Consider the following 13,863-nt stretch of genomic DNA (forward strand, 5'->3'; position numbering starts at 1 on the left):
ATAAATTTGATTTATAAACGGTTCGAATTAGGGGAAGCCTATATACTGTGAGTATAAATTTGTATTTTTTCAATTATTTTTCCTGTTTCAGGATCGCGTGCTAATTTAGATAATATTGTTTTCCAATCTCCATCAGCTGCATATCGTCCGCCTTGTGCTCTGCGACTCGCAGGCAAAGCATTATCATCTTTAGTTGCATAACCACCAGACTTACTAGACCAACTATGCCCTCTGTTTCCATCAACATAGTGTACTTCACCACCTGGATTTGCTATACCTGAGTTTTTAATAGTATTTACAATTGCTGCAGTCCAGTAGCTTAAATCTGCTCTTTCACTATCACTTGTTGTTTTACCATTTATAAGAATAGGTAATTCTCCATCTTTATCAACATAAATCAAAGGAGAGTTTAAAGCGTAAACATATGGCGAAGATCTTTCTAATAATTCAGCTTGTGGGTCAATGCAAGGCCATCTACCGATAGCTGGGTCATACATCCTCGCTCCGTAATCGTAAAAGTTCAACCCCAACTCATCTTGCCACTCTTTGCCGTTGTACTTATACTGCCACTCCCGTCTTTCCGTGGGTTGTATCACGTATAAATGGCCGTTGGGTTCGCGGATGCGTTCAAAACGCTCACTGGCGTAGTTTTCGTGTTTGAGGCCAAAGGGGTAGTAATGGTTTTCTTCTAACGTTTTAACAGTATTCCTGTCCTGCGTATAGCTTAAACGCACGTTTCCAAGGTGATCGGTGTAGTTGTACACGTAGAAAAAGCGGGTGGGATCTACGAATTCCACGTAGCCTTCTGCGGAAGTAAATTTCTAAGAACGTATTAGAGGAACAATCTTACAACCATAGTATTCCCATTTTTTCTGGCTCGCCCGCGCCGGCCCGTATTGCCCCTTGCTACAAATTTCACAAATACCAAGCAGCTCACCTAATTTACTTTGCTATAATTTGTCTCAAAATGAAGTAGTTGTATTGTAGTTTGCTTTTGATTTGCGAAATTTGTACTATCCAAAGTCTGGGCTGGCCGCAACCTAGATTTTTCATACAGCTTACCTAAAAACGCATTTCGAATTTAGTTTTACTTTGCCCTATGCTACGATCCTCCTAGGCGGACAGAATTTCGCAAATACTAAGCAAGTAACCTAATTTACTTTGCTATAATTTATCTCAAAATGAGGTAGTTGTATGGCCGTTTGCTTTTGATTGGCGAAATTTGTACTATCCAAAGTCTGGGCCGGCCGCAACCCAAAAAATTCATTGTAGTTTAATTAAAAAGCGCAGCAAATTTCGCTTCTAAGAAATTAGCTCCATGCTCGCCCGCGCCGGCCCGTATTGCCCCGTGCTACGATCCTCCTAGGCGGACAGGATTTCGCAAATACCAAGCAAGTAACCTAATTTACTTTGCTATAATTTGTCTCAAAATGAGATAGTTATATGGTCGTTTGCTTTTGATTGGAGAATATTGTACCATCCAAAGTCTGGGCTGTCGCGATCTGAAAAAACTTCTGCAACAGTCCTAGAAATTAAAAACTGCACTCCCCATTTTTTTATAAAACAGATTGCAATTAATTGATCACTCATACTTAAGATTTAACCGCAAAGTTGGGAGAAATTTATGGAACGAGAATGCGTTTAAGGAAGGTTCTGGGTTGGTTGGGATTTGCACAAAATTTTGAGGTTGGCGCAAAGGCGGGCGATGCTTGTGGAGCGGTATTGTAATTTTTGCACTCTCATCTTGCACGCTTTCGCACAAGGGACTGCAGCGAAAAGCCGTGCTGAAAAAAGGCGATTGAAGCCTATTTTGCGGGGGCGACCCCAGAAGCCGACGCAAAATTTGGTTGAAACGACTTTTGAAGTGCGCCTTGTAGCGTAAGGCCCGACCTGCCGCCACAGCTGTTTCCACTAAATATCCGGCGGCAGGATGTGCCCAAATAAACATCCTAAAAACGAAAAAGCCCTGCACAAGGCAAGGCTTTCGGGTGGTCCCACTTGGAATCGAACCAAGCACCTACTGATTATGAGTCAGTTGCTCTAACCGAATGAGCTATAGGACCGTTTAGGGCTGCAATATTACTAACTATTTGTGTTTTCTGCAACTATATCCTGACACAACTCGACTAAAACGCCGTTNCATCCTAAAAACGAAAAAGCCCTGCACAAGGCAAGGCTTTCGGGTGGTCCCACTTGGAATCGAACCAAGCACCTACTGATTATGAGTCAGTTGCTCTAACCGAATGAGCTATAGGACCGTTTAGGGCTGCAATATTACTAACTATTTGTGTTTTCTGCAACTATATCCTGACACAACTCGACTAAAACGCCGTTTGCCGACTTTGGGTGCACAAAACAAACCCACTTATTGTCGGCACCGCGCTTGGGTGTATCGTTTAGCAAAGTGAAACCGGCTTCGCGTAAACGTGCCATTTCTGCCTGAATATCGGCTACAGCAAACGCAATATGGTGAATGCCTTCGCCTTTTTTCTCTATAAACTTGGCAATAGCCGAATCGGTTGTGGTTGCTTCTAACAACTCGATTTTATTGGGTCCGTTTTCGAAAAAAGAGGTTTTTACGCCCTCACTTTCAACGGTTTCTTCCTTGTACGGTGCGGCTCCTAGCAATTTTTCGTACAAACTGTTAGCAGCTGCCAAATCGCGCACCGCAATTCCTATATGTTCTATTTTAAGCATATCGTTTTTTTTCAAAAATAAACTTTCGTACCGATGTTCTGCGCTTTAGTGCCTTACATTTTGCACGATTCGCCTAAATTTGCAGCATGGAAACAAACAGACAGAAAAAAATAGGCGCTTTATTGCAAAAAGATTTGGTTGATATTTTGCAAGGCGAAATCCGTAAAAACCACATTGCTAATTTGGTGATTTCTGTGAGTAAAGTTTCTGTTACCACAGATTTATCGGTTGCCGCGGTTCACCTAAGCATTTTTCCACCGGAACGTGCCGCAGAAATGTTGGCCGCCATTAAAACCAACGCTCCGCTAATTAAACACGATTTGGCACAACGCGTGAAAATGCAATTGCGCCGCGTACCGTCGTTAAATTTCTATATCGACGACTCGTTGGAATACATCGAACAAATCGATAAGGCCTTGTCGGGCGCTGAAAATCCGATTGAGAACCCCGAATTATTACCACGCAGAAAGAAATCGTAGTGAACGTTTCTTTTTACATTGCTCGCAGATATTTGCGCAGTGCCAGCAAGAGCACCGCAATTAACGTTATTAACCGGATTGCCGCCGTGGGCATTGTTGCCGGAGGAGCCGCTTTGTTTGTGGCTTTGTCGGTTTTTAGTGGTTTGATTGATTTTTCACTTTCGTTTTCAAATGCGGCCGATCCGGATTTGAAAGCGGTAGTTGTTCAAGGAAAATCGATTCGAATTACCCCGGAACAGAAACGTCGATTAACAGAGCTTCCATACGTGCACAAATGGTCGGGCGTGGTTGAAGAGCGCGCTTTATTTACGTACAACGGCAAAGAACAAGTGGCTGTTTTGAAAGGCGTTGATGGAAATTTTACGGCAGTAACGGGTTTGCAGAAATCGATTTACGCCGGCGAATGGTTTTTGCAGAACAGCGGACAAGTAGTTGTTGGTTCGGGCTTGGCACAGAATTTATCGATAGGTTTGCTGGATTACAACAACGTATTCGAAGTTTTGATGCCACGTGCCGGTGGCGCTGAGGTGAATGCCGTATCGGATGCCTTTCACCAAACCGTTTTATATCCTTCGGGCTTTTTTTCGGTTTCGGAAGAGTTAGATGCCAATTACGTTTTTTGCGACATCCGACTCGCGCAGCAGCTGTTGGAATACCAACCGGACGAATACAGCGCTCTTGAATTTGCGGTGAGCAGTTCGGATGAAGTAGACCAAACCCAACAAGCAATCGGACAAATTTTGGGAACGAAGGTTGAAGTGAAAAATCGGGCGCAGCTTAACGATGCGTTGTACAAAATGCTCAATACCGAGAATTTAGTGGTGTATTTGTTTTTTACTTTAGTTTTAATCATCGTGATGTTTAACCTCATTGGCGCATTGATTATGATGATTATCGAGAAGAAAAGCAATCTGCAAACCTTGTTAAATATGGGAATGTCGGTTAAGCAGTTACGCCGTATTTTTTTGTTACAAGGCAGTTTGTTGTGCGTTGTTGGTGGTATTATCGGTATCGGAATTGGTGCCGTTTTGGTGTATTTACAGCAGCAATTTAGTTTGGTGATGATTACTCCAACCTTAGCATATCCGATTGTTTTCGAGATAAAAAATGTCATTATAGTTTTTGTCACCATAACGACATTGGGAATTTTAGCTTCGATGTTAGCGTCGAACCGTGTCTCTGCTCGTTTTCTTAGCGAGAAATAATATCAAACGTGAGTTCGACATAAAAATCTACGTTAGAACGCTTAAATTGAGTCATTTAAATAGTTTACGGAAATTTTTGCTGAGCTATTTTAAAAGCTAATCAGTTAAACAGTCGCTTACTTCGTTGTATTTTTTTGAGATACCTCGGTATCCCAAAGAAAATATGCCTTGTAATCAACTATTTAACTGATTTCTAACTTTAATTTTTACATCGAACTCACGTTATTTAGTGAATAATTTTACGACTTACTACTGCACCATTTTCTAAACTTATTTGTGCGATTATTAGACGGTTTTGCGCAGCTAAGTTGTCGATGTAAAATGTGTCGGCGTTTTCTGTGTTGTAATTTCCTATTTTCTTGCCGCTCACATCAAAAACCGAGATAGAGGTTATTTTCTGTCCGTTGCTTCTAAATCCAAGCTTATTTCCGGTTTTTATGACTTGAAGGTCGGAACCAGAGTCTGGATTGTCGACTGAAAGTGGAGCAGAGGTAAAGCGCAATTCAAAACGCTCGTCGAAAGTTCCGACGGTTGTAGTGAAATGGTAGCGTGATTCTTTGATGTTGGTAAGGATGTCTAGTTCTTTATCCAAGAGAAACACATCTTGGTTTTCGAAAAAGCCGTCTAGATTTTCGATACCTATAGAAGCAGGTGTTTCAAGTGTCGAAGTATATCCTAACGGAATGACATCGTTGTCGTTAAAATTGAGGTCTCTACCTTGTATTACGAGTTTTTTATCGTTTAGAAGGGAGTAGAATGAAAAGTAGTTTCCGCCGTTGTTAACGTCGCCGTCGAAACCATAGTCGATTTCATTTGTTGCGCCAGGTACGTAACCGATTAAAGTTTCGGTATAAGCACCGTCTGGATTCGTTAGATTCAACCAAACGCGACTTTTATCGGAGTTGTTTGGTTCGGAAAAAGTGGCTGCTTGCACCTGCGAAGCTGGTCGGAAAAACTGGTTATTGCTGTTTGGTGTTTTAACGCGCATGCTGTTATTAACGATCAGGTCTCTGACACCATTAGACAAATTGTTTTGTACTTCGACAAAAAAGCCTTGTCCGGATGCAATTTTGCCGTTTGGAGCCACACCGCCAGAAGTTGCCGGCAAGCCTTTTACAGAACCTGTTAAGTTGTAAACGGCATAGTCGTCGGCAGAAAATAGTTAAAGGCATAATTGCCGGGATATGATGCGCTGATAGCGCTGTTATGCGTCCATATGTAGATGGTTCCAGTAAGGATTCCTAAATTATTTGTATTAGATAGGAATAAATCGGCATCGAGTGCGGAAGGGTAGGGGTTTCCAATTAAGTTAAATGTAGCTGCGCCATTTTTTGCCGCGGGGATCGCTATGATTCCCGTATTTGGAACTCCCGTAAATGTAACCTCGTATAAATTTGTTGGGTTATACGTCAGGTTTTCGGGTGCTCGTGCCGAGTATCCGAGACCGGGAGTTAAAATATCAGTCTCTTGCACGTAAACCCAACCGTAATTGGCGTTTCCACTCTCCATAGGATCGTATTTGAATGTCCAAGTTTGTGCGCCATTTACCAGTACGTATGCAGGTTGATTTTTGAGTGGCGAACTCCAATAGATGTAATCGTATTGCTTAAGTGGAGTTGTTTTTCGTTTTACGGTAATGTTGCCGTTGTGTGTAGCGGTGTCGCTAATTTGCACTAAACTTCCGCCGTCTTCAATAATTAGAGAGCCTTCAACATCAATTCCGTTTTCAACTTGAACAACGGTGTTTGGCGCAATGGTAAGCGTGCGATTGTTTTTTACACGTAATTCGCAGCAAACGAACGATCCGTTTGTGGCGGTGTTGTAGTTTCCGTTTAGCACTACTGAAGTGGTTGCTGTTGGTGTTCCATTAGACCATGCGGTACCGCTCCAAGCTGTGGTGCTGCTGCAACGCGAAAACTCGTCGGCGCCCATGTCTGGCGTAGTGGTGCTGCGCTCTTGTCCGTCGATATCTGAACTAAACCCTGAAAGTACCACGCCTTCATTATCAAAGTTTGTTACTTCTGTTTCTAAACGTAAATCGGTGTCGGAAACAAAATCGGGCGTCACAGAAATGGAGTTTTGATCTTTCCCACTTGAGGTTTGCCAATTTGCTAAACTCGTTCTGCGGTTTGTGGTTGTATAATAACTTCCCCAGCTTCCGATGTGCTGTGTTGAAACGTAGTCGTTGTAATCGAGTTGTGTAAAGCTGCTTTGGTTTGTCACGTTTGTGTAAATGGCAAAGCGAATAGAACCGCTGGTTTGTTGGTTTACAAACACGTTGTTTCGAATGTCGAACTGTGTACCGGCATCGATATACAAACAGGCTGAGGCTCCATCAGCTTGATTTGTTTTCAAGAGTACAGAATTGTAGTACAAACGATTTCCGGTTCCCGATTTGAGGTAAATTCCGTATCCACCTTGACTACTTGGGTCGCCACCACCGGCCGACGAAACATTGCTTATCATGTTGTTGTATAAGGTGTTCGAATTTCCTTCGACATAAATTCCTGTAGCTAGTTTTGAATCGGAAGCGCGGATGGTATAAATTTCGTTTCCGTTGACCGTTCCGTTGTTTCCTTTTACATGAATGGCATTTAATCCTATAGATGTAGAATTTGTAAGTGCCGACTCAATGTTGTTGTCTGATATTACCGCGGTGTTTCCTTCCACATATATCACGGTGTTCGTGTCGTTTCCGGTGGCGTTTTCTAGGTTTTTTACGGTGTTTGAAGAAACTACGGCATTTGCGCCAAAAATATAAATTCCTCCGAACGTCGGGCTTCCACCTAAGCCGTTTGGTCGTCGGATACCATCTAAAATGTTGCCTGTAACTGTGGCGTTGGTGGTGTTGTTCAAGTAAATTCCGTAATAGGGTTTTGCGTTGTTATTGGAATTTCCGATGGTGTTGTTACGAATTTCCCAACCTGAATTTGCTGTTGAATTTCCAGCGACCCAAATGCCTTGTTTTACATTGACAAATTGGTTGTTTTCGATGGTATTGGTTGCATTGTCGCCGTTTGCGATAAAATTGGCATTACCTCCGGCATAAATTCCGATGGAGTTTGTTCCATTTGTAATACCTACAATGTTTGTTTGAATGATGGCGTTACGGATGCGGTTATTTGTGGCTCCGCCGTACATTCGGATCGCAGCACGGTTGCTGTATGAATTGTTGTTATCGTTAAAGTTGTTGAAGATCGTAAGTGTTTGATTAGTGCTTGTATTATTTCCGTCGATGGTTATGAAATCCGCACCATTAAATTCTATGACACCTCGATTGGTAAATGCACCAGAGATTACGATGTTGTTTTGTCCTACATTAGGTCGGATGGTTAAGGTGTTTGTGGCGCTTGCTCCTGTGAATGCATTGATTACAACAGGATTGGTCAAGGTTTGATTCTGCGCAAGCGCTAAGACAACGGGGCCGGAAACACCGACATTATTTATTCGAGTAATTGCAGCAGTTAGTGTGCGAAAATTTGGGTCAGCATTTGAAGTCTGTATTACATAAGTTCCACCGGGAACTTGGCCAAAAGCCGTAAATGTAACTTGCAGAAATACAACAAGGGTAAACAATAGTCTCATAGCAAAAACTTTTTCGCTGCAAAAGTATTGTGCTACAGACGAGTAGCGCTATTTTATCGATTAACTGCGCGGTATTGACGATTATAAATGTTAATTCGTAACTTTTTAAGAATTGTATGAATCAATTTAACATTTGTTCGGATTGATTCTTTAAGAAATATCCATTTCTGGGATAAAACCTTCAATAATCAGATTTGCTTCGGTAGCTTTTACAATTTCTTCTACCGTTACGCCCGGTGCTCTTTCGAGAAGTTTAAATCCGCTAGGCGTTATTTCTAGAACGGCCAATTCTGTTACTACTTTTTTAACACAGCCCACGCCTGTTAGTGGTAGTGTGCAGCGCTTAAGTATTTTTGATTCTCCCGCTTTATTGACGTGCATCATGGCTACGATAATATTTTCTGCGGAAGCAACTAAATCCATTGCTCCGCCCATACCTTTCACCATTTTTCCAGGAATTTTCCAGTTGGCAATATCGCCATTTTCGGCAACTTCCATCGCTCCTAAAATGGTTAAATCTACTTTCTGGCTACGGATCATTCCAAAACTAAAAGCCGAGTCAAAAAAGCTAGCTCCGGGTAAAGTAGTTATGGTTTGCTTTCCTGCGTTTATGATATCTGCATCTTCTTCGCCTTCGAAGGGAAAAGGTCCCATGCCTAAGACGCCGTTTTCACTTTGAAATTCGACCGAAATATCGGTGCGTACATAATTGGCTACCAAAGTCGGAATACCAATTCCCAGATTCACATAAAAGCCGTCTTTTACTTCTTTAGCGATTCGTTTTGCGATTTGTTCTTTGGTTAGCATCTTTAGCTGTTTTTCGGTCTTACTGTTCTTTGCTCAATTCTCTTTTCGAATGTTTCTCCTTGGAAAATGCGCTGTACCATAATTCCAGGAATATGAATTTCATTCGGATCGAGTGTTCCGGCTGGCACTAATTCTTCAACTTCGGCTATGGTAATTTTTGCCGCGCCTGCCATAGGTGCGTTAAAGTTGCGTGCAGTTCCTTTGAAAATTAAGTTACCCGCTTCATCGCCCTTCCACGCTTTCACTATCGAATAGTCGGCTTTGTAAGCGTGTTCTAAAATGTGCATTTTGCCATTAAATTCCTTTACTTCTTTACCTTCAGCCACTTCGGTTCCGTAACCGGCAGGCGTGTAAAAGGCGGGAATTCCAGCTTGAGCCGCGCGACATTTTTCGGCCAAGGTTCCTTGTGGCGTTAATTCTACTTCCAATTCGCCCGACAGCATCTGACGTTCGAATTCGGCATTTTCTCCCACATACGAACTGATCATTTTTTTGATTTGTCGCTTTTGAAGTAGAAGTCCCAATCCAAAATCATCTACACCGGCGTTGTTTGAAATGCAAGTTAGTTGCGTTACGTTCAGTCGAACTAATTCCGCAATAGCGTTTTCGGGAATGCCACAAAGGCCAAAACCGCCAAGCATAATCGTCATTCCGTCTTGAATACCTGCAAGAGCTTCAGCGACAGAGTTTACTTTCTTTACAATCATTTATGCTGATTTTTTTGATTTTTAAATCTCAAATTCGTCTGTATTCTGTTCTTCTTCAACAGGTACATTCTCGTTCTCATCTGTAGAAGTGGTGTCGCGAACCGCCTGATAACAATCAACTTTTATTTGCAAATTCGCAGGTCTTTCAAAGGGTTCTCGAGATACTTCAAGCGTTTCATCGCCGTAGCATTTTTTCATAAATATGGCCCAAATGGGCAGCGCGGCCGTTGCACCTTGACCATAGGTTATTCCTTTAAAGTGCGCGGAACGATCTTCGTTTCCTACCCAAACTCCAGCGGCTAAGTTGGGAACCATGCCTACAAACCAACCATCCGATTGATTCTGAGTAGTTCCTGTTTTCCCTGCAATTGGATTTCGGAATGCGTAGGGATAACCCGTTACCCGATTGTATCCGTGGCCGCCACCTTCCGTGCGTAATCGTGCTCCCGAACCCGATTCCGTAACGCCTTCCAAAAGTTTAATCACCGCATAGGCAATATCTTTATTTAAAACGTCGTGCTGTTCGGTTACGGGTTTGTATAGCAGCACGCCGTTCTTATCTTCAATGCGGTCGATAACTTGCGGCTTCACGTAAACGCCTTGATTAGCGAAAGTACTGTAAGCTGCAACCATATCTTGAACGGTGATTTCAACGGCGCCTAAAGCAATTGATGGCTGCGAGGGAATATCGCTGTTTACACCTAATTTTTTAGTGAGTTCGATTACGGCATCCGGACCCACTTTGTCGATTAGTTTTGCAGAAACGGTGTTAATCGACAAGGCTAATGCTTTCTTTAAGGTTACCATGCCGCGGTATTCGCCGTTGGAGTTACTTGGCGTCCAGGTTTCGGTCACGTTATGGCGACCTTTTGGTATCGTAAATGGCGAGTCGATAATAGAATCGCAAGGCGACATGTTTAACTGTTCAATTGCAGTTGCGTAAACAAACGGCTTGAATGTTGAACCAACTTGTCTTGCACCTTGAGCCACGTGATCGTACTGAAAGTGCTTGTAATTGATTCCGCCAACCCATGCTTTTACGTGTCCGGATTGCGGTTCCATAGCCATCATCCCGGTTTGCAAGAAGCTTTTGTAGTAGCGAATAGAATCATTTGGCGTCATTACCGTGTCGCGCTCTCCGTCCCACGTAAACACGCTCATTTTTGTTTTCTTATTGAAGGAAGCGAGAATTTCCGAATCCGATTTCCCGTTTTCTTTAAGAATGCGCCATCTTTCCGAATTTTTGCGCGCTTTCATCATCAACTTTTCCGTTTCGGCTTCGGTGAGTTTTATGAAAGGTGCGTTTTCGTTTTTAGATTGCTCGGTATTGAACTCTTCTTGCAGATTTTTCAAGTGCATCTGTACCGCCTCTTCAGCGTAGGTTTGCATACGCGAATCGATCGTAGTGTAAATTTTTAGTCCGTCGCGGTAAATATCATAGTCGCTACCGTCGGGTTTTTTATTGTCTTTAACCCACTGTTTCATGAATTCGCGCAGGTATTCGCGGAAATACGTGGCAATTCCGGATTTATGTGTTTGCAATTCGAATTTCAGTTTGATGGGCAATTTCTGTAAACGCTCTTTTTCGTTTTGGCTAATAATATTGGCTTTAGCCATTTGTGCCAGAACTACGTTGCGACGGTTTTTAACGCCTTGCGGATTTCGAACCGGATTGTAAAGCGCCGAATTTTTAAACATACCAACTAAAATCGCCGATTCGTCTGTGGTAAGTTCTTTTGGTTCTTTGCCAAAGTAAGTTTTTGCCGCAGAACGAATTCCGATGGCGTAGTTGTTGAAATCGTACACGTTAAAATACATTGCAATGATTTCGTCTTTGGTGTATTGTCGCTCAAGGCGAACGGCAATAATCCACTCCTTTACTTTTTGGATCATCCGGAACAAGATGAAGTGCGAGCCTTCGCCGTGAAAAAGTTGCTTAGCTAATTGCTGGGTTAGGGTAGAAGCACCGCCATCGGTTCCAACTTTAATAACAGCGCCTAGTGTTCGACGACCATCGATGCCAGAATGCTCATAGAAACGTTCGTCTTCGGTAGCAATAAGTGCGTTTACCAGATTTTTTGGCAGATCTTTGTACTTGATAGCCGTCCGGTTTTCGTTATAAAACTTTCCGATTACCACGCCGTCTGAAGAAATGATTTCTGTAGCCAAGTTTGAATTTGGATTTTCAAGCTCTTCAAACGATGGCATAGAACCCAGCAAGCCCCACGATGCAAACAAAAAAGTGGCGAAGATTCCGCCCATGAGGTAAAAATAGTAGCGCCAAAACTTCTTTTTGTAAAAAGAGATGTCTCTATTGATATTAAATTGTTCCTTAATTGACATAATTAGGGTATTGATTCGATTCTAAATCCGATGTCGGTTACGCCTTTTAAATATTCTTCACCTTCGATATTGCCCGTCTTTCGTACGGCTTGTCCGATGTTTACTTTGTATGGGCCTTTTTTATCGAAGCGGTAATTCAATTTGTAAACTAATTTGTTGTCTTTCACGTCGCTAAATCCATCGCCCATGAGCGTTCCGTCCGGATTAGCCATCAAGTACTGCAAGGTGTCTACTTTGGTTAATCCGTTTGGTTCTTCCATTTTTACAACTAGGTACAAATTGCTAAACTCATAGTCGTTGTTGTTACGAACGTTGATGAATAAGTTATACGGTTTTTGAAGTTCGATGTCTTTTAATTCAAAGCTTGCAATCGAATCTTTATGCCATTGCGATCCCACATGTACGTATTCGTCGTATACGCGAAGTTTGTCGCAAGACGCTAACAGTAAAACGCAAAAAATCAGCAGGCAATTAAGAAGTTTTCTCATTGTTCGGACCGTTTTTTGGATTTCCTTTTTTGCGATCGTTGAAGCGCTTTTTGTTCTTGTTTGGCTTCTTTGCAGCAGTTGGAGCGGCTCCTTCCTTTGCTTGTTGCGGTGCGGCAACCGCTTGCTTTTCCTTCGGTTTTATGGCCACACCAACTTTTTCGCCTTTTGGTTTGTTTTTCTTGTTATTTCGGCGGCGTTTTGGTTGGTCGAAACGAGTCAGACTTTCTTGACCCATGGCATTTGTAAAGTCTTTCTCTTTGCTTTCAACCGGTTCGATCGCATAGTCTTCTAGTGCTGAAACCAAGCGCTTTTGCTTGTTTTCTTCGATGATTTCTTTGACCTGTTCGATGCGTAAGGTATGCCAATTGGCAAAGTTATCCGGATAGGCAAACCACATTAAGCCTTTGAATATATCTTGCTTTTGGCAGATAGCAACGCCTTTTTCTGTTTGCAATTTAGTGTCGAAATCCGGGAATCCTTTTAAGGCATCCATGTATGTATCGAGCTCGTAATTCAAACAGCATTTTAGCTTTCCGCACTGTCCGGCCAACTTCTGTGGATTGAGCGAAAGCTGTTGGTAGCGCGCCGCCGAAGTATTTACCGAACGAAAATCGGTGAGCCAAGTAGAGCAACACAATTCTCTTCCGCAGGAACCGATACCGCCTAAACGAGCCGCTTCTTGCCGGAAACCAACCTGTTTCATTTCGATTCGCGTACTAAATTCTTTCGCAAATTCTTTGATGAGTTGTCTAAAGTCGATACGATCTTCTGCGGTATAATAGAAAGTAGCCTTCGAACCGTCGCCTTGAAATTCGATATCCGAAATTTTCATTTGCAATTTTAGTGCGATAGCTAATTCGCGGGCTTTTACTTTCATGCTTTCTTCTCGATCGCGAACACTTTTCCAAATGTCGATGTCGCGCTGACTTGCTTTTCGGTAAATTTTTGGAACATCGGCACGGTCTTTCACGCCTTTTTTCTTCATTTGAACGCGAACCAACTCGCCCGTAAGAGTCACAATTCCGATATCGTGTCCGGGTGAAGCTTCGGTAGCAACAACGTCGCCAATACTTAAGCTTAGATTGTCGACATTTCTGAAAAAGTCTTTGCTTCCGTTTTTAAAACGCACTTCTACGCAATCAAATTTTTCCTGTCCGGCAGGCAAACTCATGTTTGAAAGCCAGTCGAAAACCGTTAGTTTGTTACAACTATCGGTTCCGCATGTGCCTTTATTGTTGCAGCCCGCCGGCGCTGAGCCTCCGGTAGAGCAATTTCCACAAGCCATATTTTATAGAGATGTTGTTGCGAGAACAACTTGAAATCGTTAATAATTCAATCGGTAAAGATACTATATATCGGCAAAATCCGACAAGAGTTGGTGCTGTCAAATTAATCTTAAAGTAACCAACGTGAAAGTTTTGGATATTTATGTGTTTAAACGAATGATTTTGAAAAAATTGTCTTTCTTTTTTAGAAGATAGAAACTAGACACTAGAAGCTTGTACGTTGTACGTCCCTAAAATAGGTTGACCACTTTAGTCAATTTATGAAA

The 13,863-nt window shown here is 42.4% G+C and carries 11 protein-coding genes and 2 tRNA genes; 2 read left to right on the top strand and 11 right to left on the bottom strand.

What is annotated here, in order from left to right; all coding sequences use genetic code 11:
- Window positions 1-38: 38 nt before the first annotated feature.
- From CHX27_RS03980 to mce, 4 genes are all read right to left on the bottom strand, one after another.
- Window positions 39-797 (bottom strand): RHS repeat domain-containing protein, encoded by a 759-nt coding sequence (locus CHX27_RS03980; protein WP_094485474.1) that lies wholly within the window; start codon window positions 795-797, stop codon window positions 39-41.
- A gap of 1,192 nt (window positions 798-1,989) precedes the next feature.
- Window positions 1,990-2,063: transfer RNA gene (locus CHX27_RS03990), tRNA-Ile, on the bottom strand.
- A gap of 121 nt (window positions 2,064-2,184) precedes the next feature.
- Window positions 2,185-2,258, bottom strand: a tRNA-Ile gene (locus CHX27_RS03995).
- Window positions 2,259-2,277: 19 nt separating this feature from the next.
- A complete protein-coding gene (gene mce / locus CHX27_RS04000; RefSeq protein WP_094485476.1) occupies window positions 2,278-2,697 on the bottom strand; it encodes a methylmalonyl-CoA epimerase in 420 nt (139 codons plus the stop codon).
- Window positions 2,698-2,783: 86 nt separating this feature from the next.
- Here mce and rbfA point away from each other — a divergent pair, with 86 nt between their 5' ends.
- Window positions 2,784-3,176: a 30S ribosome-binding factor RbfA gene (gene rbfA / locus CHX27_RS04005; protein WP_094485477.1), complete on the top strand. Its 393-nt coding sequence runs from the start codon at window positions 2,784-2,786 to the stop codon at window positions 3,174-3,176.
- Window positions 3,176-4,381 carry an ABC transporter permease gene (locus tag CHX27_RS04010; RefSeq protein WP_243388957.1) on the top strand — a complete coding sequence of 402 codons (1,206 nt, stop codon included), beginning with the start codon at window positions 3,176-3,178 and terminating at the stop codon, window positions 4,379-4,381. The genes rbfA and CHX27_RS04010 overlap by 1 nt, the downstream gene beginning before the upstream one ends.
- A 226-nt stretch (window positions 4,382-4,607) precedes the next feature.
- Here the strand turns inward: CHX27_RS04010 and CHX27_RS04015 are convergent, their stop codons facing one another.
- From CHX27_RS04015 to CHX27_RS04045, 7 genes are all read right to left on the bottom strand, one after another.
- Window positions 4,608-5,489: a hypothetical protein gene (locus CHX27_RS04015; protein ID WP_094485478.1), complete on the bottom strand. Its 882-nt coding sequence runs from the start codon at window positions 5,487-5,489 to the stop codon at window positions 4,608-4,610.
- Window positions 5,490-5,506: 17 nt separating this feature from the next.
- Window positions 5,507-7,966: a right-handed parallel beta-helix repeat-containing protein gene (locus CHX27_RS04020; RefSeq protein WP_094485479.1), complete on the bottom strand. Its 2,460-nt coding sequence runs from the start codon at window positions 7,964-7,966 to the stop codon at window positions 5,507-5,509.
- Between the two features lie 150 nt (window positions 7,967-8,116).
- Window positions 8,117-8,773: a CoA transferase subunit B gene (locus tag CHX27_RS04025; protein WP_094485480.1), complete on the bottom strand. Its 657-nt coding sequence runs from the start codon at window positions 8,771-8,773 to the stop codon at window positions 8,117-8,119.
- 2 nt (window positions 8,774-8,775) lie between these two features.
- Window positions 8,776-9,480 (bottom strand): CoA transferase subunit A, encoded by a 705-nt coding sequence (locus CHX27_RS04030; RefSeq protein WP_094485481.1) that lies wholly within the window; start codon window positions 9,478-9,480, stop codon window positions 8,776-8,778.
- Window positions 9,481-9,501: 21 nt separating this feature from the next.
- Window positions 9,502-11,823 carry a penicillin-binding protein 1A gene (locus CHX27_RS04035; protein ID WP_094485482.1) on the bottom strand — a complete coding sequence of 774 codons (2,322 nt, stop codon included), beginning with the start codon at window positions 11,821-11,823 and terminating at the stop codon, window positions 9,502-9,504.
- 2 nt (window positions 11,824-11,825) lie between these two features.
- Window positions 11,826-12,311, bottom strand: a complete 486-nt coding sequence (locus tag CHX27_RS04040; protein ID WP_094485483.1) for a gliding motility lipoprotein GldH — start codon at window positions 12,309-12,311, stop codon at window positions 11,826-11,828.
- Window positions 12,295-13,596 carry a PSP1 domain-containing protein gene (locus CHX27_RS04045; protein ID WP_094485484.1) on the bottom strand — a complete coding sequence of 434 codons (1,302 nt, stop codon included), beginning with the start codon at window positions 13,594-13,596 and terminating at the stop codon, window positions 12,295-12,297. Before CHX27_RS04045 ends, CHX27_RS04040 begins: the two co-directional genes overlap by 17 nt.
- Window positions 13,597-13,863 lie beyond the last annotated feature (267 nt).

It is taken from the genome of Flavobacterium aurantiibacter, from assembly GCF_002251775.1.
GTDB classification, from domain to species: Bacteria; Bacteroidota; Bacteroidia; order Flavobacteriales; family Flavobacteriaceae; genus Flavobacterium; species Flavobacterium aurantiibacter.